At 65.7% G+C, this 21,559-nt stretch carries 21 protein-coding genes; 17 read left to right on the forward strand and 4 right to left on the reverse strand.

Annotated elements, in window-relative coordinates; genetic code table 11:
• Position 1 precedes the first annotated feature (1 nt).
• The 11 genes from IE071_RS12170 to ubiA all read left to right on the forward strand — a co-directional run bounded on the left by IE071_RS12170 (position 2) and on the right by ubiA (position 12,579).
• Positions 2–946, forward strand: a complete 945-nt coding sequence (locus tag IE071_RS12170; RefSeq protein ID WP_189441453.1) for a branched-chain amino acid transaminase — start codon at positions 2–4, stop codon at positions 944–946.
• Positions 943–2,355 carry a 3-isopropylmalate dehydratase large subunit gene (gene leuC / locus IE071_RS12175; protein WP_189441454.1) on the forward strand — a complete coding sequence of 471 codons (1,413 nt, stop codon included), beginning with the start codon at positions 943–945 and terminating at the stop codon, positions 2,353–2,355. The genes IE071_RS12170 and leuC overlap by 4 nt, the downstream gene beginning before the upstream one ends.
• 151 nt (positions 2,356–2,506) lie before the next feature.
• A complete protein-coding gene (leuD, locus tag IE071_RS12180; protein ID WP_189441455.1) occupies positions 2,507–3,088 on the forward strand; it encodes a 3-isopropylmalate dehydratase small subunit in 582 nt (193 codons plus the stop codon).
• On the forward strand, positions 3,085–4,182 hold the full coding sequence (gene leuB, locus IE071_RS12185) for a 3-isopropylmalate dehydrogenase (RefSeq protein ID WP_189441456.1): 1,098 nt from the start codon (positions 3,085–3,087) through the stop codon (positions 4,180–4,182). Before leuD ends, leuB begins: the two co-directional genes overlap by 4 nt.
• Positions 4,183–4,392: 210 nt before the next feature.
• Positions 4,393–6,096: a dihydroxy-acid dehydratase gene (gene ilvD / locus IE071_RS12190; RefSeq protein ID WP_189441457.1), complete on the forward strand. Its 1,704-nt coding sequence runs from the start codon at positions 4,393–4,395 to the stop codon at positions 6,094–6,096.
• Positions 6,093–7,109: a ketol-acid reductoisomerase gene (ilvC, locus tag IE071_RS12195; protein ID WP_189441458.1), complete on the forward strand. Its 1,017-nt coding sequence runs from the start codon at positions 6,093–6,095 to the stop codon at positions 7,107–7,109. The genes ilvD and ilvC overlap by 4 nt, the downstream gene beginning before the upstream one ends.
• 188 nt (positions 7,110–7,297) lie before the next feature.
• Complete coding sequence (locus tag IE071_RS12200; RefSeq protein WP_189441459.1) at positions 7,298–7,639, forward strand: VOC family protein; 342 nt, start codon at positions 7,298–7,300, stop codon at positions 7,637–7,639.
• A gap of 166 nt (positions 7,640–7,805) precedes the next feature.
• Positions 7,806–9,599 carry a biosynthetic-type acetolactate synthase large subunit gene (gene ilvB, locus IE071_RS12205; protein WP_189441823.1) on the forward strand — a complete coding sequence of 598 codons (1,794 nt, stop codon included), beginning with the start codon at positions 7,806–7,808 and terminating at the stop codon, positions 9,597–9,599.
• Between the two features lie 47 nt (positions 9,600–9,646).
• On the forward strand, positions 9,647–9,895 hold the full coding sequence (gene ilvN / locus IE071_RS12210; RefSeq protein WP_189441460.1) for an acetolactate synthase small subunit: 249 nt from the start codon (positions 9,647–9,649) through the stop codon (positions 9,893–9,895).
• Complete coding sequence (ilvA, locus tag IE071_RS12215; RefSeq protein WP_189441461.1) at positions 9,892–11,457, forward strand: threonine ammonia-lyase, biosynthetic; 1,566 nt, start codon at positions 9,892–9,894, stop codon at positions 11,455–11,457. Before ilvN ends, ilvA begins: the two co-directional genes overlap by 4 nt.
• A gap of 96 nt (positions 11,458–11,553) precedes the next feature.
• Entirely contained in the window at positions 11,554–12,579 is a 1,026-nt protein-coding gene (ubiA, locus tag IE071_RS12220) for a 4-hydroxybenzoate octaprenyltransferase (protein ID WP_229792880.1), read from the forward strand.
• Between the two features lie 6 nt (positions 12,580–12,585).
• On the opposite strand, the gene IE071_RS12225 is transcribed toward ubiA, so the two are convergent.
• Both IE071_RS12225 and IE071_RS12230 read right to left on the reverse strand, forming a co-directional pair.
• Positions 12,586–13,299 (reverse strand): ComF family protein, encoded by a 714-nt coding sequence (locus IE071_RS12225; protein WP_229792881.1) that lies wholly within the window; start codon positions 13,297–13,299, stop codon positions 12,586–12,588.
• 12 nt (positions 13,300–13,311) lie between these two features.
• Entirely contained in the window at positions 13,312–13,518 is a 207-nt protein-coding gene (locus IE071_RS12230) for a hypothetical protein (RefSeq protein WP_189441463.1), read from the reverse strand.
• A 156-nt stretch (positions 13,519–13,674) separates the two neighbouring features.
• Here IE071_RS12230 and bioB point away from each other — a divergent pair, with 156 nt between their 5' ends.
• From bioB to bioC, 5 genes are read left to right on the forward strand one after another with little or no spacing between them, the layout of a single operon-like run.
• Entirely contained in the window at positions 13,675–14,733 is a 1,059-nt protein-coding gene (gene bioB / locus IE071_RS12235) for a biotin synthase BioB (protein WP_189441464.1), read from the forward strand.
• Positions 14,711–15,904 carry an 8-amino-7-oxononanoate synthase gene (gene bioF, locus IE071_RS12240; RefSeq protein WP_229792882.1) on the forward strand — a complete coding sequence of 398 codons (1,194 nt, stop codon included), beginning with the start codon at positions 14,711–14,713 and terminating at the stop codon, positions 15,902–15,904. The genes bioB and bioF overlap by 23 nt, the downstream gene beginning before the upstream one ends.
• A 59-nt stretch (positions 15,905–15,963) precedes the next feature.
• On the forward strand, positions 15,964–16,893 hold the full coding sequence (locus IE071_RS12245) for a sulfurtransferase (RefSeq protein WP_189441465.1): 930 nt from the start codon (positions 15,964–15,966) through the stop codon (positions 16,891–16,893).
• Positions 16,890–17,675 carry a pimeloyl-ACP methyl ester esterase BioH gene (gene bioH, locus IE071_RS12250; protein ID WP_189441466.1) on the forward strand — a complete coding sequence of 262 codons (786 nt, stop codon included), beginning with the start codon at positions 16,890–16,892 and terminating at the stop codon, positions 17,673–17,675. The genes IE071_RS12245 and bioH overlap by 4 nt, the downstream gene beginning before the upstream one ends.
• Positions 17,672–18,553 carry a malonyl-ACP O-methyltransferase BioC gene (bioC, locus tag IE071_RS12255; RefSeq protein ID WP_189441467.1) on the forward strand — a complete coding sequence of 294 codons (882 nt, stop codon included), beginning with the start codon at positions 17,672–17,674 and terminating at the stop codon, positions 18,551–18,553. Before bioH ends, bioC begins: the two co-directional genes overlap by 4 nt.
• 6 nt (positions 18,554–18,559) lie before the next feature.
• Here bioC and IE071_RS12260 read toward each other — a convergent pair whose 3' ends face one another.
• Positions 18,560–19,078: a hypothetical protein gene (locus IE071_RS12260; RefSeq protein ID WP_229792883.1), complete on the reverse strand. Its 519-nt coding sequence runs from the start codon at positions 19,076–19,078 to the stop codon at positions 18,560–18,562.
• Positions 19,079–19,176: 98 nt separating this feature from the next.
• Between IE071_RS12260 and IE071_RS12265 the strand changes: the two genes are divergently transcribed.
• Positions 19,177–20,217 carry a hypothetical protein gene (locus IE071_RS12265; protein ID WP_229792884.1) on the forward strand — a complete coding sequence of 347 codons (1,041 nt, stop codon included), beginning with the start codon at positions 19,177–19,179 and terminating at the stop codon, positions 20,215–20,217.
• Positions 20,218–21,004: 787 nt separating this feature from the next.
• On the opposite strand, the gene IE071_RS12270 is transcribed toward IE071_RS12265, so the two are convergent.
• The gene (locus IE071_RS12270; protein WP_189441468.1) at positions 21,005–21,517 is read right to left on the reverse strand and encodes a hypothetical protein; all 513 of its coding nucleotides are present in this window, start codon (positions 21,515–21,517) and stop codon (positions 21,005–21,007) included.
• Positions 21,518–21,559 lie beyond the last annotated feature (42 nt).

Below are 21,559 nucleotides of genomic sequence, written 5' to 3' on the forward strand. Positions count from 1 at the left end.
CATGAGCAACACGCCCTTCCTCTGGCACAACGGTCGCATCAAGCCCTGGGCCGATGCCTCCGTCCATGTCAGCACGCACGCCCTGCACTACGGCTCCTCGGTGTTCGAAGGCGAGCGCGTCTACGCCACGCCGCAAGGCCCCGCCTATTTTCGGCTGGCCGAGCACACGCGCCGGCTGTTCGAATCGGCGGCGATCTACGAGATCGAGATCGGCTACAGCGAGGACGAGATCAACGCCGCCTGCATCGAGCTGATCCGCGCCAACGCGATGCGCTCGGCCTATGTGCGGCCGATCGTGTTCCGTGGTGCCGGTGGCCTTGGCGTGCTGCCGAAGGATGGCGCGCCAGTCGAAGTGGCGATCATGGCGCTGGACTGGGGCGCGTATCTGGGCGATGCAGTGGAAAAAGGCGCGGACGTCTGCGTGTCCTCGTGGCATCGCCCCGCACCGAACACCTTGCCGAGCTGGGCCAAGGCCGGCGGCAACTACCTCAACAGCCAGCTGATCGGACTGGAAGCACGCCGCGGCGGTTACGACGAAGGCATCGCGCTGGGCCACAACGGCCTGCTCAGCGAAGGCGCCGGTGAAAATCTTTTCCTGGTCAAGCGCGGCAAGCTGCTCACCCCGCCGTCGAGCGCCGGCATCCTCGCCGGCATCACCCGCGACAGCGTGCTCACCCTGGCTGCCGATCTCGGCATCACGGTGGAAGAGCGCGACCTGCCGCGCGAGGCGCTGTACACCGCCGACGAGGTGTTCATGACCGGCACCGCCGCCGAGATCACGCCGGTGCGTTCGGTCGATCACAAGGTTGTCGGTGCCGGTGTGCCCGGCCCGATCACCAGGCAACTGCAGCAGGCGTTCTTCGGCCTGTTCGATGGCCGTACCGAAGATCGCTGGAACTGGTTAACGCCAGTCCACGCCAACGTCACTGCACAGGAGGCTGCATGAGCGGCAAGACTTTATTTGAGAAAGTTTGGGACACGCATGTCGTCGTACCCGAGACCACCGACACGCCGGCGGTGCTCTACGTCGACCTGCATCTGGTGCATGAGGTGACTTCACCGCAGGCATTCAGCGAACTGCGCGAACGCGGCCTGCCGCTGCGTCGCCCCGATCGCATGCTGGCCACGCTGGATCACTCCACCCCAACCTTGCCAACCAACGCGGACGGCGGCCGCCCGTATGCGAATGCCGAGGCGCAGGCGCAGGTAACCCAGCTGGAAACCAACTGTCGCGAGTTCGGCGTCGAACTGCACGGCTGGGACAGTGCCGACCGCGGCATCGTGCACGTGATCGGCCCGGAGCTGGGTGCCACCCAGCCGGGCATGACGATCGTCTGCGGCGACAGCCACACCTCCACGCATGGCGCGTTCGGTGCGCTAGCGTTCGGCATCGGCACCACCGAGGTCGGCCACGTGATGGCGACGCAGTGCCTGCTGCAGCGCAAGCCGAAGACGATGGCGATTCATGTGGATGGCCAGTTGCCCGCCGGTATCAGTGCGAAGGACCTGATCCTGCACATCATTGGCACCATCGGCGTCGATGGTGGCACCGGCTACGTGCTCGAGTACCGCGGCGCGGCGATCGAGGCGCTGTCGATGGACGAGCGCATGACCGTCTGCAACATGTCGATCGAGGCGGGCGCACGCGCGGGCCTGATCGCGCCGGACGAGACCACGTTCGCCTGGCTGAAAGGTCGTCCGCGCACACCGCAGGGTGCCGCGTGGGATGTCGCCGTGGCGACGTGGCGCGCGCTGCGCAGCGACGACGGTGCCACCTACGACCGCGAAGTGCGCATCGACGCCAGCGCGGTGAAGCCCACCGTCACCTACGGCACCCATCCGGGCATGGCGATCGCGATGGACGCACCGGTGCCGGCCGCGACCAATGCACAGGAACATCGCGCGCTCAACTACATGCAGAGCAAGCCCGGCCAGCCGATGCAGGGCACACCGGTCGACGTGGTCTTCGTCGGCAGCTGCACCAACTCGCGCCTGTCCGATCTGCGTGAGGCTGCCAACGTGATGCGCGGTCGTCGCGTCGCTAACGGCGTGCGCATGCTGGTGGTGCCGGGTTCCGAAGCGGTGCGCCGTGATGCCGAACGCGAAGGCCTGCATCAGGTGTTCACCGCCGCCGGCGCCGAGTGGCGCGTGCCGGGCTGCTCGATGTGCATCGCGATGAACGGCGACCTGGCCCAGCCGGGCCAGCTGGTAGTGAGCACCTCCAACCGCAACTTCGAAGGCCGCCAGGGCAAGGGGGCACGCACCGTGCTGGCAAGCCCAGCCACCGCCGCGGCCTCTGCGCTGGCCGGCTGTATTGCAGATCCGCGCGAGTACCTGGTGGAGGTAGCGGCATGAGCGCGATGCCTTCCGCTGTACTCCCTCCCCTGCTTGCAGGGGAGGGTTGGGGTGGGGTGCTCTTCGCCTCGGACTCCAGAGCTTTACCCCCTCCCAACCTCCCCCTGCAAGCAGGGGGAGGAGCCAAGGCTGCCAGTTCGAGGAGACCCGCATGAAGCCGATCACCCGCATCCACTCGCGCACCGCCGTGCTGTCCGACGAGAACATCGACACCGACCGCATCATCCCCGCGCGCTTCCTCACCACCACCACCCGCGAAGGGCTGGGGAAGCTGTGCTTCCACGACTGGCGCTATCAGACCGATGGCAGCGACAACCCGGCCTTTCCGTTGAACCAGCCGCAGGCGCAGGGCTGTTCGATTGTCATCGCCGGACGCAACTTCGGCTGCGGCTCCTCACGTGAGCACGCGCCGTGGGCACTCCTCGACTACGGCGTGCAGGCGGTGCTGTGCAGCGAGATCGCAGACATCTTCCGCGGCAACGCGTTGAAGAACGGCCTGCTGGCAATCGTCATCGACGAACTGGAACACCGCTGGCTGCTCAAGCACCCCGGCATCGAGCTGGTGATCGACGTGCGCGAGCAGTTCATCGCGCTGCCCGACGGCGGCCGTATTCCGTTCCGGCTGGAACCGTTCGCGCGGCATTGCCTGCTCAACGGCGTCGACCAGCTCGGCTACCTGCTGCAGCACAGCGATGCGATCACCCATTACGAACAACAGGAGAAAGCGGCATGAAGGCGCACATCGTCACCCTGCCCGGCGACGGCGTCGGCCCCGAAGTCACCGCCGCCGCGGTCGCCGTTTTGAAAACTGTGGCCGCCCGTTATGAGCACGAGTTCACCTTCGACGAGCAGCTGATCGGCGGCGCCGCGATCGACGCCACCGGCGCGCCGCTGCCGGCCGAGTCGCTGGCGGCATGCCAATCCGCCGATGCCGTGCTGCTCGGCGCCGTCGGCGGACCGAAGTGGTCCGATCCGAACTCGCCGGTGCGTCCCGAGCAGGGCCTGTTGGCATTGCGCGCTGCTTTGGGTGTGTACGCCAACCTGCGTCCGCTGCAGGTGCATCCGGCGCTGGCCGACCTGTCGCCGCTGAAGAACGAGAAACTGGAGAACGTCGACGTGCTGTTCGTGCGCGAACTCACCGGCGGTGCGTACTTCGGTGCAAAAACCCGCACGGCCGATACCGCGACCGACGAGTGCAAGTACACCGTGGCCGAAGTCGAGCGCGTGGTGCGCCGCGCGTTCGAGCTGGCGCGCGGCCGCCGTCATCACGTGACTTCGGTGGACAAGGCCAACGTGCTGGAAACCTCGCGCCTGTGGCGCAGTACCGTGCAGCGCGTCGCCACCGACTATCCCGACGTGAAGGTCGAGCACCAGCTGGTCGACTCGATGGCAATGCTGCTGCTGACCCAGCCGAACCGCTACGACGTGGTGGTCACCGAGAACCTGTTCGGTGACATCCTCACCGACGAGGCCGCCGCGCTGGCCGGTTCGCTCGGCTTGCTGCCGTCGGCGTCGCTGGGCGAGGGCAAAGCCGGCCTGTACGAACCGATCCACGGCTCGGCACCGGATATCGCCGGCCACGGCGTGGCCAATCCAGTCGGCGCGATCCTTTCTGCCGCCATGCTGCTGCGTCATTCGCTGGGACTGGAAGCCGAAGCAGTGGCCGTCGAGACGGCGGTCGATCAAGTGCTGCGCCATGGCCCGCATACCCGCGACATCGGCGGCAGCGCCGGCACCGCTGCGGTGTGCGACGCCGTGCTGGCTGCGATCGATGAGCATGCCGACAGCGCCGCCGTGTTTTTGTGCGGAGCACGCGCATGCGGCTGACCCCACATCGCCACGACTTGCTTCTCCCCTTGCATGCAGGGGGAGGTTGGGTGGGGGTTGCCCGAGCTGGCGAAAGATCAAAAGCACCCCTCCCTCCCAAGAGGGATTCCCTTCGGTCACAACCCTCCCCTGCGACCGAAGGAAGTCCCTTTTCGGGACAAGCAGGGGAGGGAGTCGAAACATTCAGCCATCCAAATCAACGGAACACCCATGCGCAGTGACCTGATCAAGAGCGGCCCCGACCGCGCCCCCGCCCGCGCGATGCTGCGCGCCACCGGACTGGATGACGCGGCGATTGCCCGGCCGCTGGTCGCGGTAGTGCACACCTGGTCGAACGTGAGCCCATGCAACCTCAACCTGCGCGAGCTGGCGGTCGAAGCCGCTGCCGGCATCCGCGCCGCCGGTGGCACGCCGATCGAATTCAACACGATCGCCGTTACCGACGGCATCGCGATGGGTACGCCGGGCATGCGTGCATCGCTGATCAGCCGCGAGGTGATCACCGACTCGATCGAGCTGGCGGTGGATGGCCACTGCCTCGATGCGATGGTGGTGCTGTGCGGCTGCGACAAGACCATTCCGGCCGCGGCGATGGCGTTGGCACGCCTGAACATCCCCGGCGTCGCGCTGTACGGCGGCAGCATCGCGCACGGCACGCACGACAATCATCCAATCACCATCCAGCAGGTGTTCGAGGCCGTCGGCGCGCATGGCGCCGGCAAGATCGACGATGCTGAACTCGCCTCGGTCGAGCGCGATGCCTGCCCCGGCGCCGGCGCCTGCGGCGGCCAGTTCACCGCCAACACGATGGCGATGGTGCTGACCACGCTGGGCCTGTCACCGATGGGCTACAACGACATCCCCGCCACGCATCCGGCCAAGGGCGCCGCCGCTTATCGTTGCGGCGAGCTGGTGATGGAATGCCTGAAGACCGAGCGCACGCCACGCGACATGCTGACGCGCACCTCGTTCCGCAACGCCGCCCGCATGGTCGCCGCCACCGCCGGTTCCACCAACGCGGTGCTGCACCTGCTGGCGATCGCGCGCGAAGCCGGCATCGAGTGGGCGCTGGAAGATTTCGAGCCCGCCTCGGTGCACACACCGGTGATCGCCGACCTGTTGCCTGGCGGTCGCTATACCGCGGTCGAACTGTTTGGCGCCGGCGGGAGCGCGCGGGTAGCGCAGGAACTGATCGCCGCCAGCATGCTGGACGACGCACCCACCGTCACCGGCCGCAGCCTGTTCGCCGAAGCCGCCGCCGCACCGCGCGCCGAGACGCAGGACGTGGTGCATCCGGTCAACCGGCCGCTGAAACCGCGTGGCGGCTATTCGATTCTGTACGGCAACCTCGCGCCGGAAGGCTGCATCCTCAAGCTTGCCGGCAAGAGTGGCAACTTCGAGGGCAGCGCCCGCGTGTTCGAGAGCGAAGAGGAAGCGTTCGCCGCGGTGCAGGGCGATCGCATCCACGCCGGCGACGTCATCGTGATCCGCAACGAAGGTCCCGCCGGCGGTCCCGGCATGCGAGAGATGCTCGGCGTCACCGCGGCGCTGGTCGGTCGCGGCCTCGGCAACGACGTGGCGCTGATCACCGACGGCCGTTTCTCCGGCGCCACCCACGGTTTCATGGTCGGCCACATCGCACCGGAAGCGGTGCGTGGCGGCCCGATCGCGCTGCTGCGCGAGGGCGATCGCGTGGTGATCGATGCCGAACACCGCGAGCTGCGTACCACGGCCGATCTCGCCAGTCGCCGCGCCAGCTGGCAGCCGCCGCAGCCGAAAGTCACTCAGGGCGCACTGGCCAAGTACGCGCGTCTTGTCGGCTCCGCCTCCGACGGCGCCACCACCCAACTGCCTACCGCTACCGCCCCATCCAAACACACCCACACCGAAACCGCTGAAGGAGTTGCCGCATGAGTACCGCCCCCACCAACCCACTCGCCAAATCCCGCATTGCCGTACTCGGCTACGGCAGCCAGGGCCGCGCGCACGCGCTCAACCTGCGCGACTCCGGCCTCGACGTCGTCGTCGGCCTGCGCCCCGGTGGCCCGACCTGGCAGCGCGCCGAGGCCGATGGCTTCGCCGTGGTCGAACCGGCCAACGCCGTGCGTGGCGCCGACCTGGTCGCCGTGTTGACCCCGGACATGGTGCAGCCGACGCTGTACAGGGAAGTGATCGAGCCGAACATCAAGCCGGGCGCCGCGCTGTTGTTCGCGCACGGCTTCAACGTGCACTTCAAGCAGATCACCCCGCGCACCGACATCGACGTGATCCTGGTCGCCCCGAAGGGTCCCGGCGCGCTGGTGCGCAGCGAGTACGAGCGTGGCCGTGGTGTGCCGTGCATCTGGGCAGTGCACCAGGACGTCAGCGGCCACGCCGAGGCAAAGACCAAGGGCTACGCCGACGGCATCGGTGGCGGCCGCGCGATGATCATCAAGACCGACTTCAAGGAAGAGACCGAGACCGACCTGTTCGGCGAGCAGGCCGTGTTGTGCGGCGGCGCCAGCGAGCTGGTGATCAAGGGTTTCGAGACCCTGGTCGAAGCCGGCTATCAACCAGAGATTGCCTATTACGAAGTGATGCACGAGCTGAAGCTGATCGTCGACCTGTTCTACGAAGGCGGCCTCAAGCGGATGCTGGAATTCGTCTCAGAGACCGCGCAATACGGCGACTACGTCAGCGGTCCGCGCGTGGTCGACGCCGGCACCAAGGCACGCATGAAGGAAGTCCTCACCGACATCCAGGACGGCACCTTCGCGCGCAACTGGACGGCCGAATACGCCGCCGGCCTGCCCAACTACAAGCGCCTGAAGCAGGCCGATCTCGATCATCCGATCGAAGTGGTCGGCGCCAAGCTGCGTGCGCAGATGCCGTGGCTGCAGCCGTCCGCGGTCAGGGCCGAAGCCGCACCTCTGAAGAAGGTGGGCTGAGAACCGCCTTGCTCCTCCCCCTGCAAAGCAGGGGGAGGTCGGGAGGGGGTCGGGCTTTTGATTTCAAGATCAAGAGCACCCCTCCCTCCCAAAAGGGGATTCCCTTCGGTCACAACCCTCCCCTGCTGTGCAGAGGAGGGAGCACAGCAGTCACTACCCATAGCACTGAACAACGAGAGAGGTTCGTCATGAAACGTTTTCATATCGCCCTGGCCGTCGCCAACCTGGAAGCCTCGATGGCCGACTACAGCGCCCGACTCGGCCAACCACCGCAGGCCCTGGTTTACGGCGTCTACGCGATGTGGCGCACCGACAACCTCAATTTCTCGATCCGTCAGCAACCCGAAAAGGCCGGCCAGATCTGCCAGCTCGGCTTCGAGGACGACATCGCGCAGGGCTTCACCAGCAGCACCGACGTGAACGGCATCGCGTGGGAACGTTTTTCCACACTGGAGCAGGACCTGCAGATCATCGCCACCTTCGGCGTGCCGGTGCATCCGGCGGTCGAGCGCGACCTGATCCGCAATTGACGGGCGAAGCCCGTCATTCCGGCGCAGGCCGGGATGACGACATGGAACGAGCGGACATCGCCCGCACACCATCCACCCACAGGAACCAGACGTGACGACATCAGCGCAGACGACGCAGCCTAGCCAGGCCATCGCCATCGATCAGCACCCGCTCACCGGCCATGCGATGAGTGGTGCCGACGTGATCGTGCAGGTCTTCGCCGACCAAGGCGTCGAGGTGATGTTCGGTTATTCGGGCGGCGCGATCCTGCCGGTGTACGACGCCGTGTTCCGCTACAACGCGACACATATGAAGGACAACGGCGACGAGCCGATGCCGCTGATCGTGCCCGCCAACGAGCAGGGCGCGGGCTTCATGGCTGCGGGGTATGCGCGCGCCTCCGGCAAGGTCGGCGTGGCGGTGGTCACCTCCGGCCCCGGCGCGACGAACATGGTCACGCCGGTGCGCGACTCGATGGCCGACTCGATCCCGCTGGTGGTGATCTGCGGCCAGGTGAGCACGGTGGCGATCGGTAGTGATGCATTCCAGGAGGCACCGATCAGCAACATCATGGGTGCCTGCGCCAAGCATGTGTTCCTGGTCACCGATCCAGCGCAGCTGGAAGCGACCCTGCGTACCGCGTTCACCCTCGCCCGCAGCGGTCGCCCCGGACCTGTGGTAGTGGATGTACCGAAGGATGTGCAGAACACTGCACTGAAGTTTCATGGCACCGGCGAGCTGGCGCTGACCGGTTACCGCGCGCGTCTGCGCGCGGTGGAACAGTCGGCGCTGAGCGATGCAGACTGCGCCGCCTTCTTCACGGCATTGATGCAGGCAAAACGTCCACTGATCTACGCCGGTGGTGGCGTGATCGCAGCCAGCGCAGCAGCGGCATTGCGTGCATTCGTCGACACGTTCGGATTGCCGGTGACCACCACCTTGATGGGCCTGGGCGGGTTCGACACCACCGATCCCTTGGCCCTGCACATGCTCGGCATGCACGGTACCGCGTATGCGAATTACGCGGTGGAGGATTGCGACTTCGTTCTGGCGCTGGGTGCGCGCTTCGACGATCGCGTGGCCGGCGTGCCGGGCAAGTTCGCACCGCACGCGAAGTTCATCGCACAGGTCGACATCGACCCGGCCGAGATCGGCAAGGTGAAATCGGTGCACTGGCATCACGTCGGCCCGCTGGTGCGGGCTCTAGAGCGCCTGACCAGTTATGGTCGCGCGCGCCGATTGCAACCCTCGCTCGATGCCTGGCATGCGCACGTGGCCGAACTGAAGCGCGTACATGCGCTGAACTACGACCGCAGCAGCGCGCTGATCCAGCCCTACGCCGTGCTGGAAGCGATCAACCGGCATACCGCTGGCCGCGCGATCATCAGTACCGGCGTCGGCCAGCATCAAATGTGGGCGGCGCAATACTTCGATTTCCGCGCACCGCGGCATTGGCTCACTTCCGGCTCGATGGGCACGATGGGTTTCGGACTTCCGGCGGCGGTCGGCGCGCAGTTCGCGCATCCCGACAAGCTGGTCATCGACATCGATGGCGATGCCAGCATCCGCATGAACATCGGCGAGCTGGAAACCGTCACCACCTATAACCTGCCGATCAAGGTGGTGGTGCTCAACAACGTCGGCGACGGCATGGTGCGGCAGTGGCAGAAGCTGTACTTCAAGGGCCGCTTTGCCGCCTCCGACAAGAGCCTGCACAAGAAGGACTTCGTGCTTGCCGCGCAGGCCGACGGCTTCGCCTGGGCGCAACGGCTGGAGCGCACGGAGGAACTGGAAGCGACGATCGCCGCGTTTCTCACGTTCGATGGCCCGGCGTTCCTGGAAGTGATGATCGACCCGGATGCCGGCGTGTATCCGATGGTCGGCCCCGGAGCCAGCTACGCACAGATGATCACCGGCGAGTTCATTGCTTCGCGCAGTGCGCCGGTCGTGCGCGAAAGCGCAACTTCCGACATGTTTTAAAGCCGCCCCGGCACCGTCCGGAGCATCCGCACAGAGAGAGAACCGCCATGAACCATACGCTGTCCATCCTGTTGCAGAACGAAGCCGGCGCGCTGGTGCGCGTCGCCGGGCTATTCGCCGCGCGCGGCTACAACATCGACACGCTGACCGTGGCCGCCACGCATGATCCCGCCGTCTCGCGGCTCACGCTGAGCCTGCAGTGCGACGACGCCGGACTCACCCAGATCCTGCAACAGACGCGCAAGCTGGTCGACGTGCTGCAGGTGGCGCATCCGGCAACGACACTGGCCGCATGAATGCAGTCGTCGCGCCTGTTGCCAATCACGATGCGGTAGCAGCCGGCGATCTGCTGGCGCAGATCCGCAACGCGCGCGTTTACGACGTGGCGCACGAGTCGGCACTGGAACCGGCGCCGCTACTCAGCGCGCGTCTCGACCAGCCGGTGCTGCTCAAGCGCGAGGACCAGCAGCCGGTGTTCTCGTTCAAGCTGCGCGGCGCGTACAACCGCATGGTGCAACTGGACCCGGCGCAACGCGCGCGAGGAGTGATCGCCGCTTCCGCCGGCAACCACGCGCAAGGCGTGGCGCTGGCCGCGGCGAAACTGGGCATCCACGCCACCATCGTGATGCCGGTGACCGCGCCGCAGGTGAAGGTGGATGCAGTACGCCGGTTAGGTGGTGCGATGGTGGAGATCGTGCTGGCTGGCGATTCCTACAGCGACGCGCAAGCCGCGGCCACACGCCTGCAGGCCGAGCGCGGCGCCACCTTCGTGCACCCGTTCGACGATCTGGCCGTAATAGCTGGCCAGGGCACGGTGGCGCTGGAAATCCTGCGCCAGCATCCGGGTCCACTGCACGCGGTGTTTGTGCCGGTCGGTGGCGGCGGACTGCTGGCCGGCGTGGCCGCGTGCATCAAGGCATTGCGGCCAGAAGTGAAAGTCATCGGTGTGCAGGCGATCGATGCCGACGCGATGGCGCGTTCGCTGGAAAGCGGCTCGCGCGTGGCGCTGGACGAAGTCGGCCTGCTCGCCGACGGTACCGCGGTGAAGCAAGTCGGCGCACTCACCTTCGCACTGTGCCAGCAGCATGTGGACGCGATGCTGCGGGTAGACACCGACGCGATCTGCGCGGCGATCCGTGACATCTACCAGGAAACCCGCAGCGTGCCGGAGCCGTCTGGCGCGCTGGCGCTGGCCGGGCTGAAGCAATATGTCGCTACTCACGGCGACAGCGGCGGCGCACTGATCGCGATCGTCTCCGGCGCCAACATGAATTTCGACCGCCTGCGCTTCGTCGCCGAACGCGCCGAGGTCGGCGAGCAGCGCGAGGCGGTGTTCGCGGTGACGATCCCGGAGGAACGCGGCAGCTTCCGCCGCTTCTGCGCCACCCTGGGCCGGCACAGCATCACCGAATTCAATTACCGCATCGGCGATGCCAGCTCCGCGCACATCTTCGTCGGCGTGCAGATCGCCAGCCGCGACGAACGCGAGGCGCTGGCGGCCGCGTTCGTCGCGCAGACCTTCGACGTACTCGACCTCACCGACGACGAGCTGGCCAAACTGCACCTGCGCCACATGATCGGTGGCCGCTCACCGCTGGCGCAGCATGAACGGCTGTACCGCTTCGAATTCCCCGAACGCCCCGGCGCGCTCACCCACTTCCTCGGCCAGCTGCACCCGGACTGGAACATCAGCCTGTTCCACTACCGCAACCACGGTGCCGATTACGGCCGCATCCTGGTCGGTATCCAGGTGCCACCGGATGAGCGCGCGTTGCTGCCGTCGTTTCTGGCCGCACTCGGTTACCCGCATTGGGACGAGAGCGACCACCCCGCCTACCGGCTGCTGCTGCGGCAGTGAGCGGGACGGCACGATGTCGACCTGAGCAACCACGCTGCACGTACTGAAGTGATCCAGCGCGCGAACAGAGCCTGGTGAGCACGCTAAACTCGGCGGATGGCCCCTCCTCCCCGCAAACGCCAGCGACGCAATAATTCACCTTCGGTCACGGCCAGGCCGCGGCCTGGCGCAACGAAGCCTGTCGCCAAACCCGCACGACCGGCGGACAGCTCCACCCGCGCCACGCGGGTATTGAACTGGTTGCTGCAAAAACTACCGACACGTTATCGCGAGAAGGCGCTGGACTATCTGGTGCTGACCCGGATGGATCGCCCGGTCGGCGCGCTGCTGCTGTTGTGGCCGACCTGGTGGGCTCTGTGGCTGGCCGCCGGCGATTTCCCGCCGTGGAAGCCGCTGATCATCTTCACCCTCGGCGTATTCGCGATGCGCGCGGCCGGCTGCGCGATCAACGACTACGCCGACCGCAAGCTGGATCCGCAGGTCGAGCGCACCGCTGGGCGGCCAATTGCATCGGGCCGGGTGACGCCGCGCGAGGCCCTGGTCGTGTTCGCCGTCTTGCTGGTGTTCGCCTTCGTGCTGGTGCTGTTCACCAACAAGCTGACGATCGAGCTGTCATTCGCCGGCGCCGCGCTGGCGGCGATCTACCCGTTCACCAAGCGCTACACCTATATGCCGCAGGTGGTCCTCGGCGCCGCGTTCGGCTGGTCGATCCCGATGGCATTTGCCGCGGTGATGAACACCGTGCCGCCCGTGGGCTGGCTGCTGTTCATCGGCAACATCATCTGGTCGGTGGTCTACGACACCGAGTACGCGATGGTCGATCGCGAGGACGACCTCAAGGCCGGCGCGAAATCCACCGCGATCCTGTTCGGCGACGCCGATCTGCCGATCCTCGGCGTGCTGATGGGCACCTTCCTGCTGACCATGCTGTTCGTCGGCCAGCGCGCCGCGCTGGGCTGGCCGTACTGGCTCGGCCTGCTGGTGGCGGCCGGACTGTTCGGCTATCAACACTGGCTGATCCGCGACCGCATCCGCACGGCCTGCCTCGCCGCGTTCCGCCACAACAACTGGTTGGGACTCATCGTGTGGATCGGCATCGTGCTGGCACTGGCGGTGCGCTGAAGCGTGCTAACCGCGCGGTGAAGGTGCCCGCGCCAGTGCCCACACATCCACTCGCCGCACGCCGGCCCGCTTGAGCACGCGGGCACATTCGGCGACGGTGGCTCCGGTGGTCATCACGTCGTCGAGGATTGCCACATGCGCCGGCAGCTCAGCACCTGCATGCAATGCGAAAGCGCCGCGCACGTTGCGACGACGGCCAAGCGCGTCGAGTTCGGTCTGCGCCTTGGTCGGGCGAACACGTTGCAGTACATCGTGGCGTAGCGGTACATCGAGGCTGCGTGCCAGCGGACGAGCCAGCTCCAGCGCCTGGTTGTAACCACGCTGGCGCAGCCGACTGCGATGCAGCGGCACGGTCAGCAGCAGTTGCGGCAGATCGATCGGACAAGGTTCGCGTCGCCACAGCGTCGACAACACGCGACCGGCGGCGAGATCGGCACCAAACTTGTAGCGCGATTCCAGTCGGTCCAGCGGCCAGCCGTAGCGGAACGGCGCCCATGCCGCATTCCATGGTGGCACGCGGCGCAGGCATTCACCGCATTGTTGCGCCGGCGTGGCCAGCGGCAACGCGCAACGCATGCAACAACTGCGATTGCGTGGCAGCTCGGCCGCGCAATCGGCGCACAGATCGATGCCACCGGCGCCGGCTGCGCCGCACAGCAGGCAGCGCAGCGGCAACACGAAATGCCGCAGTCGTCGCCATGGTTTGGTCAGCGCGTCCATGCGCATCTCCGTTCAACGGCCCGGCTTGTACAGCGCGGCGTCGAGAATCGACCACAAGTGAATCAACCATCCCAGCAGCACGATCCACAACAGACCGGCCAGCACGAACATGATGATCGCCATCAGCAAGCGGCCCTGCACCAGTTGGCCGAGGCCCGGAATAAAGAAACTGCAGATGGCTGCGAGCACGTTGCCGCTGCTGCCTTGTCCTTCGCTCATGCTGCTCCGCTCCACATTTCGTTGCCTTCAGGTAGCACGATGGTAGCGGCTGAGCCGTGGCCACGCCCGTGTCAACCAATCATTCAACACATTTGGTTGACACTCCCCGGGGCGACTCCCACACTTTCGCGATTCATGTATGGGAGTTGCTGTTCCATGGTCGACACCGCCATCCGCCACGACTGGACCCGCGCCGAAGTGGGTGCCCTGTTCGCGCTGCCGTTCAACGAGCTGCTGCATCGCGCGCATTCAGTGCATCGCGAACACCACGATCCGAACGCGGTGCAGGTATCCACCCTGCTGTCGATCAAGACCGGCGGCTGCCCTGAAGACTGCGCGTATTGCCCGCAGGCAGCGCGCTACGACACCGGTGTACAGGCGCAAAAGCTGATGAGCGTCGAAGCCGTGCTGGAACGCGCGCAGGCGGCCAAGGATGCCGGCGCCAGTCGCTTCTGCATGGGCGCGGCCTGGCGCGGCCCGAAGGACCGCGACGTGGTGAAGGTAGCCGAGATCGTGCGCGCGGTAAAAGGCCTGGGCCTGGAAACCTGCGCCACACTGGGCATGCTGAGCGGGCCGCAGGCCGACACGCTGAAGGCCGCCGGGCTCGACTACTACAACCACAACCTCGACACAGCGCCGGAGTTCTACGGCGAGGTAATTCACACCCGCCAGTACCAGGACCGGCTCGACACGCTGGAGCATGTGCGCCATGCCGGCATGAAGACCTGCTGCGGCGGCATCGTCGGCATGGGCGAGTCGCGCGACCAGCGCGCCGGCCTGCTGCAGACGCTGGCCAACCTGCCCGAGCATCCGCAGTCGGTGCCGATCAACCAGCTGGTGCAGGTCGAAGGCACGCCGCTGGCCGGCACCGCGGCGCTGGATCCGTTCGAATTCGTGCGCACCATCGCGGTGGCGCGGCTGCTGATGCCGGCCTCGATGGTGCGCCTGTCGGCCGGTCGCCAGCAGATGGACGACGCGGTGCAGGCACTGTGCTTCTTCGCGGGCGCCAACTCGATCTTCTACGGCGAGAAACTGCTGACCACCGGCAACCCGGACGTGGAACACGACCGGGCGCTGTTCCGCCGGCTCGACCTGCATCCGCTGCAGGTGATCGAGGAAGCCGGCACCGTGCACGCGGATATCCTGGAAAGCGATCACCCCGACTTGAGTCAGGCTGGCTGCGGACAAGGCTGTGGCTGCAGCGTTGCGGCCTGACCTGATCGAACGTCTGGCCGTCCAGACGGCCGAACGCGAGAACGCGAAACTGCTGCGTAGACTGCGTACGATTGACCATGTCGACGGCCCCTGGCTGGAAACCGGCAATCAGCGTCTGCTGTCCTTCTGCAGCAACGACTATCTAGGCCTGGCGCAGCATCCGCAGCTGATCGCTGCGCTCACACGCGCAGCCAGGTCGGAAGGTGTTGGCAGCACGTCGGCACACTTGATCTGCGGGCACCGCACCGAACATGCGGAGCTGGAAGAGGCGCTGGCCGTATGGACCGGGCGCGAACGCGCGTTGCTCTTTTCTACCGGCTATATGGCGAACCTCGGCGTGCTACAGGCGCTGCTGACACGCGGCGATATCTGCGTGCAAGACAAACTCAACCACGCCTGCCTGCTCGATGGCGCGAAGCTCAGCGGTGCCGAACTGAAGCGCTATCCGCATGCCGATGTCGCCGCTGCCGCGCGGCAACTGGCCGCCAGTCCGGATACCGCCGCACTGCTGGCGACCGATGGCGTGTTCAGCATGGACGGCGATGTCGCGCCGCTGCACGAACTGGCGGCTTTGTGTAACCGTGAACGCGCCACTTTCATGGTCGACGACGCGCACGGTCTTGGCGTGCTTGGCACTAATGGCGCCGGCAGCATCAGCGCCGCCAACCTGGGCCAGCATGAAGTCCCGCTGCTGATGGCCACGCTGGGCAAGGCGCTCGGTTGCATGGGCGCTTTCGTCGCCGGTCCGGCTGCCTTGATCGAAGGCCTGATCCAGTTCGCGCGCCCGTACATCTACACCACCGCGATGCCGCCGGCGCTGGCCGCCGCCGCACTCGAGGCGGTGCAACTGGCGCAGGCCGAAGCATGGCGACGCGAAAAACTCACCGCGCTGATCGCTCGCTTCCGCAGCGGCGCGATGGAACTCGACCTGCCGCTGCTGACGTCAGCCAGCGCGATCCAACCGCTGCTGCTGGGCAGCGCCGATGCCGCACTAGCCGCGGCACAAGCGCTGGAAGGACAAGGCTTGCTGGTCAGTGCGATCCGCCCGCCGACCGTGCCCGCCGGTCAGGCCCGCCTGCGCATCACACTGTCGGCGGCCCACGAGGAAGCGCATGTCGACCACCTGCTGGCCGCGCTGGAAACCTTGCGTCTGCCACCCTCATCCACCTGAAGCCAGGCGTCCAGCCGCCGCCGCGTATAATTGCCCGCTTGCTCTGCCGATAGCCCCGCATGTCGATCGTCAACATCTCCGCCTATAAATTCGTCAGTCTGGACGACTTGCCCACGCTGCGCGAGCAGTTGCTTGCATGCTGCGAAGCGCTGGCGCTGAAGGGCACGATCCTGCTGGCGCCGGAAGGCATCAACCTGTTTCTGGCCGGCAGCCGCGCCGCGATTAACGACTTCATCGCCAGCCTGCACGAAGATCTGCGCTTCGCCGATATCGAGCCGAAGGAGTCGTTGTCGGACGAAGTGCCGTTCGGCCGCATGCGCGTGCGACTGAAGCAGGAAATCATCACGATGCGGCTGCCGACGATCCGCCCCGAAGGTGGCCGCGCGCCGGCAGTGGACGCGCTCACGCTGCAGCGCTGGCTGGATCAGGGCCACGATGATGACGGTCGCGAAGTCGTCTTGCTGGATACACGCAACGACTACGAAACCGACGTGGGCAAATTCCCGCAGGCGGTGGACTACCGCATCGCCAGCTTTACCGAGTTTCCCGCCGCCATTGCTGCCGACCGCGCGCGCTACGAGGGCAAGACCATTGTCTCGTATTGCACCGGTGGCATCCGTTGCGAGAAAGCTGCGCTGCACATGCGCGATCTCGGTATGTCGGACGTCTACCAGCTCGAAGGCGGCATCCTGAAATACCTGGAACAGACCGACGGCAGCCACTGGCGCGGCGACTGTTTCGTGTTCGATGGACGCGTTGCGGTGGACAGCCAGCTTCTGCCTGCACCCCCGCTCCCCTCCGAGCGACCCCTAGGGATTCCCCTTGCGGGTGAGCGGGCTGGAGTGAGGGGACACTCTGACGACGAAGCTGATGCAGAGCACGCTTCGACGGACTCTTCCGCGAGCACCCGCCCCTCACCTCAATCCTCTCCCCAAGGGGGAGAGGAGGCGAAGACGGAAAGCGCGGTGCTTCATAAGGGCGGGGCATGAGCCTGTACATGGAGACGCATGGCCACGGCCCCGTGCCGATGGTGCTGCTGCATGGCTGGGCGATGCATGGTGGCGTGCTGGCGCCACTGATCGAGGCGCTGGAAGCACATTGCACGATGTACGTGGTCGACCTGCCCGGCCACGGCTATTCACGCGATTGCGGACTGCTGCTGGAGCCGAGCGCCTGCGCCGCCGCGATTGCCGCCATCACCCCGCCGGCGATCTGGCTGGGCTGGTCGCTGGGTGGGCTGATCGCGTTGACCGCCGCACTGGACCTGCCGCAGCAGGTACGCGGCCTCGCGATGCTGTGCGCCACGCCGCGTTTCGTGCGCGACGCCAGCTGGCCGTATGGCAACGATGCCGCGATGGTGCAGCAGCTGGCCACCGATCTGGAAACCGATTACCACGGCACGATCGAGCGCTTCCTCGCACTGGAGGCGATGGGCAGTGCCGATCCACGCGCCGAACTGCGCCAGCTGCGCACGCTGGTGTTCGCCCGCGGCGAACCCGATCTGCGCGTGTTGCAGGAAGGCATCCGCATCCTGGACACCGGCGATCGCCGCGCCGGCTTGCCCGACCTCCGTGCGCCGAGTGCATGGATCGCCGGCCGCCGCGACCGGTTGGTGCATCCACAGGCGATGCAATGGTCGGCCAGCCAATGCGGCGGCAGCTACGACGAAATCGAACACGCCGGCCATGCGCCGTTCTTCGGCCATGCCGACGCGGTGGCGCAGGCACTCCAGCCCTTGCTGGCACACTTTCACCCTGAGCACGTCCGATGAGCGACTTCCACCTCGACCGCCAGCTGGTGCGCCGTCACTTCGGCCGCGCCGCCAAAAGCTACGAACAACACGACGTGCTGCAGCGTGAAGTGCAGGCCGCCTTGCTGGAGCGTCTGGACTTCTATACGGAAACTCCGCAACGCGTGATCGACGTCGGCGCCGGCACCGGCCGCGGCAGTGCCCTGCTGAAGCAGCGCTATGCCAAGGCCGAGGTGATCGCGGTCGACCTCGCCCTGCCGATGCTGCGCGCGGCGAAGCAGCACAGCAGCTGGCTGAAGCCGTTCATCCGCGTGTGCGCCGAAGCGACATCGCTGCCGCTGGCCGACCACAGCGTTGACGTGCTGCATTCCAACCTGTGCTTCCAGTGGATCGACGACCTGCCCGCGCTGTTCGGCGAATGCGTGCGCGTGCTGAAACCCGGCGGCCTGCTGGCGTTCTCCACCTTTGGCCCGGATACGCTGAAGGAATTGCGCGCGGCATGGGCCGAGGCCGACCAGCAGCCGCACGTCAGCCGCTTCCTCGACATGCACGACATCGGCGACGCCATGCTCAACGCCGGGCTGCGCGATCCGGTGCTGGACGTGTTCCGCTACACCCTGACTTACAGCGAACCACGTAAGCTGCTCGAAGAACTGCAAGGCCTCGGCGCCACCAATGCCGACAGCACGCGCGAACGCGGCCTCACCGGCAAGTCACGCTACCAGCGCATGCTCGCCGCCTACGAGGCGATGCGCGTGGACGGCCGCATTCCGGCAACATGGGAAGTGGTCACCGCGCATGCGTGGGGACCGCCCGTCGGACAACCGCGACGTGGTTCCGACGGTGGCGAGATCGCCAGCTTCTCGATCGACAACCTGCGCGGATCGCGACGCAAGTAACGCGCTTCACTCCGTCGCGACGAATGCCGTCGGCACGTTGGCATCGATCCAGTTAGTAATGAACACTTCCAGCCCCACCCGTGGCGGCACCGTGATGCCCGCGTCGCGAGCAAACGCCGCAGCGGCCCGGATGAACGTCTGCCGCGCCTGACTGCTCGCCTGCCGAGCCGCCGCCTGCTGCTGGCGCAGCCGCACAATCTGCGGCGATGGCTGGCCCGGCTTGGCGAACTTCTGGTATCGGCGCAGCTCATCAGCCACCACGCCGGTATCGAACGACGCCTGCCACACGGCTTGTCGCGCCTGCAGCAGCTGGATCAATGACGCCGTCGCCGCTTGGCCGTTTTCATCCACGGCCATAAGCACACGTGTCAGCGGCGCCGACAGCGGTGTGCCCGCGTCGATGCAGGCAGACGCACCATGCAACTCCAGCTGGCTGAGGAAACCCGCGTGGGGGAAGGACTTTGGCGTGCTCATGGCTTGCCTGCAGCGGGTGAGCGCCGACGATACGTGCTTCGCCGTCGGCATGCCATGACGCTGCGCATGCGCGCTGACAACGAGACTGCCCGCACCACCCGATTCACCCTAGAATCCCTGCACATCGCGGATGCCCTCCGCTGCAGGCCATGGCCTGTACGCGGCAACGGGCGTCGCTCCATTCCATGTGTTCCACCGGCCTTGCCTGCAGGAGACTGATGATCGAATTGGAAATCCAGGGCCTTTCGCCAAGCCGGGAGGGCCTGCTGATCGAAGTCGGCCGGTTCGTGATGGCCAACGGATTCACTTTGCAGCGGCAGCGGCTGGTGCAGGATCCCCATGGGATCCTGCTGACGATGGTGGTGCGCGGCCCCTCGCGCGGAAGGAAAGCGCTGGAAGCGGCACTGGGCGCGTATGAGCGCTTCATCAGCTTTCAGATGTTCCCGTATGTAGAGGGCGAGCCGAAACCACATTTCGCGATGTCACTTCCGCGAGCAGCGTATACACCACCGCCGGCACCGCCCACGGTTGCACCCGCGTCGTCTGTCACCCCACCAGCGGCACCGTCGACGAACACTCCCGCAAAGGCTGCCGAAGCAGTTGCCGCGAGCACACCGGTGGATGCGTCTGAGTCGCCGCAAGCTCCGCCCGCGGAACCGGAGTTCGAATTCATCCAGCCCACGCCGCGACCATCTGCACCGCCGCCCACCGCCGTGGTTGCGACGCCATTCGTCGAGCTGGTGCCCTTGGGGCCCGACGAGCCCGCCGTCGAAAAGATGCTGAGCACGCTGGAACGCGACTATCCGAAGATCGTGCCGCAGCTGCTGTTATTGCAACAGTCGGTGGCCGAGGCGGCGCGCGCGTCATCGCTGGCGCTGGCAGGCAAGCGTACAGGGAGCTGGGTTTTCCAGAGCGAATACCTGCTGGATGACGGACTCGATCTGCGCGATGCCATCGAGCGCCTCGGCGTGCCTGCGCTGCACGCGCTGGTTGAAGTCGATCAGGAGGGTAGCCAGCTGCACATCCACGACAGTCCGCTATGCACCGACGGCCATTCCGGTTGCAGTTTCTTCGGCGGCTTTCTGGAGGGTTTGCTGGGACCTGCCATCGCGCCGGGCAGCATGTCGATCTTTCCGGTGTGTTGCCGCAGTTACGGGGCGGATGAGTGTGTGTTGGCGATTTCGGATTAAGTGGTGTGGCTTCGCGGACGATTCCTGCGAAGGGAAGTCCCGCTAAAAGCAGAGCTAGAGCTTTCACCCTCCTTCGGAGGGCGAGGTACTTCTCTTTTGCTTGTCCAAAAGAGAAGTACCCAAGAGAAAACGACACCCCGCTTACGCGCCTTGCGGGCATCCCTGCCCGCAAGGTCCGCGGCCGGGTTACGGGGTTTGTCGACAGGGCATCCTGCCCTGACGCCAAACTGGCCGGCATCCATGCCGGCCACCCTGCGGGCTTTTCCTCCACCCGCCCGCCGCTTCAGAGGGGGCCCGGGTAGAGCAACGCGCATCCTGCGCGTACTTTTCAGAAGAGCCAGATCAACAGCAGACCAAGAGCAAAGCCGCGGCAGAACACGCTTCGCTCTTGCCCTGGCTTTTGAGCTTTTGAGCTTTTGAGCTTTTGAGCTTTTCACCGAGTGCGGGCCACGAAGGCCCGCTGCTCTACCCAGGGCCCCTGTGCGGCGGTGAGCTGGGGACGACAGGCCCGCAGGGGCATCGGCATGGATGCCGATGCCTTTTCGCCAGGGCAGGATGCCCTGTCGAAAAGCCCGGCCTCAGCTCACGGACTTGCCGGGCAGGATGCCCGGCAAGCGCCAAGCGGGGTGGCCTTTCTCTTTGGTTAGCTTTCTCTTTGGCCACACAAAGAGAAAGTAACTCGGGCGCCGAAGGCGCACGAAAGCCCTTGCTTCAACGTTGACCGCAAATAAGCCAGAACGATATCTGGGAACATCTACTTTGGGTGGAGGCGGATATTACAAATCGATCAAAAAACGCCCGCTTCTGTGATACCCGCGTCGATCTTTGGGGGAGAGCTAACATCTAGCGGTGCCGTCAGATCGCACGACACGAGTCCCTGCATGAGAGCCAAAGAACTTAATGTTCGGGGCAAATGTGTTCCAACCAACAGAGACACATATACGCTTGGATAAGCGTCATAGCTGGTCTTCTTGACGCCCACGTAGTCATTTCCACTCTTCACTAAAATCAAAGCGCCGCCACGCCAACGATCGAGTTCGTCGTTAGGAACGACAATCTCTGGTCCGAGGATGTTTGTTCGGAACTGAGCAACAACGCGCCCCTGATAGATCAGACTCGCAAATTCCACATCTGAGGGACCGTTGACCTTGAGGGGCAGCTCGTTAAAGCCGATTAGGCAGATTCCATAGATCGACGATATGGGTCTCGCTTCACCAGCAAAACAGCTCGTCACGCCAAATAAAAGCAACGCGCCCAAGGTCCAAGTTGCCAGCATTCTGGTCGCTCTGAATGTCAACATCCACCCAATCCTTGACCAAATTAGATATGTCCGCCGTCGAAA

This window comes from Rhodanobacter panaciterrae, assembly GCF_014651895.1.
Classification (GTDB): domain Bacteria; phylum Pseudomonadota; class Gammaproteobacteria; order Xanthomonadales; family Rhodanobacteraceae; genus Rhodanobacter; species Rhodanobacter panaciterrae.

Coding starts and splice junctions, on each gene's coding strand:
- ubiA (WP_229792880.1), top strand. CDS start 11,554: ATGGCCCCTCCTCCCCGCAAACGCCAGCGACGCAATAATTCACCTTCG.
- bioB (WP_189441464.1), top strand. CDS start 13,675: ATGGTCGACACCGCCATCCGCCACGACTGGACCCGCGCCGAAGTGGGT.
- ilvA (WP_189441461.1), top strand. CDS start 9,892: ATGAATGCAGTCGTCGCGCCTGTTGCCAATCACGATGCGGTAGCAGCC.
- IE071_RS12260 (WP_229792883.1), bottom strand. CDS start 19,078: ATGCCGACGGCGAAGCACGTATCGTCGGCGCTCACCCGCTGCAGGCAA.
- IE071_RS12265 (WP_229792884.1), top strand. CDS start 19,177: ATGGCCTGTACGCGGCAACGGGCGTCGCTCCATTCCATGTGTTCCACC.
- IE071_RS12225 (WP_229792881.1), bottom strand. CDS start 13,299: ATGGACGCGCTGACCAAACCATGGCGACGACTGCGGCATTTCGTGTTG.
- IE071_RS12170 (WP_189441453.1), top strand. CDS start 2: ATGAGCAACACGCCCTTCCTCTGGCACAACGGTCGCATCAAGCCCTGG.
- IE071_RS12245 (WP_189441465.1), top strand. CDS start 15,964: ATGTCGATCGTCAACATCTCCGCCTATAAATTCGTCAGTCTGGACGAC.
- leuC (WP_189441454.1), top strand. CDS start 943: ATGAGCGGCAAGACTTTATTTGAGAAAGTTTGGGACACGCATGTCGTC.
- ilvN (WP_189441460.1), top strand. CDS start 9,647: ATGAACCATACGCTGTCCATCCTGTTGCAGAACGAAGCCGGCGCGCTG.
- leuD (WP_189441455.1), top strand. CDS start 2,507: ATGAAGCCGATCACCCGCATCCACTCGCGCACCGCCGTGCTGTCCGAC.
- ilvB (WP_189441823.1), top strand. CDS start 7,806: ATGAGTGGTGCCGACGTGATCGTGCAGGTCTTCGCCGACCAAGGCGTC.
- leuB (WP_189441456.1), top strand. CDS start 3,085: ATGAAGGCGCACATCGTCACCCTGCCCGGCGACGGCGTCGGCCCCGAA.
- IE071_RS12270 (WP_189441468.1), bottom strand. CDS start 21,517: ATGTTGACATTCAGAGCGACCAGAATGCTGGCAACTTGGACCTTGGGC.
- bioC (WP_189441467.1), top strand. CDS start 17,672: ATGAGCGACTTCCACCTCGACCGCCAGCTGGTGCGCCGTCACTTCGGC.
- ilvD (WP_189441457.1), top strand. CDS start 4,393: ATGCGCAGTGACCTGATCAAGAGCGGCCCCGACCGCGCCCCCGCCCGC.
- IE071_RS12200 (WP_189441459.1), top strand. CDS start 7,298: ATGAAACGTTTTCATATCGCCCTGGCCGTCGCCAACCTGGAAGCCTCG.
- bioH (WP_189441466.1), top strand. CDS start 16,890: ATGAGCCTGTACATGGAGACGCATGGCCACGGCCCCGTGCCGATGGTG.
- IE071_RS12230 (WP_189441463.1), bottom strand. CDS start 13,518: ATGAGCGAAGGACAAGGCAGCAGCGGCAACGTGCTCGCAGCCATCTGC.
- ilvC (WP_189441458.1), top strand. CDS start 6,093: ATGAGTACCGCCCCCACCAACCCACTCGCCAAATCCCGCATTGCCGTA.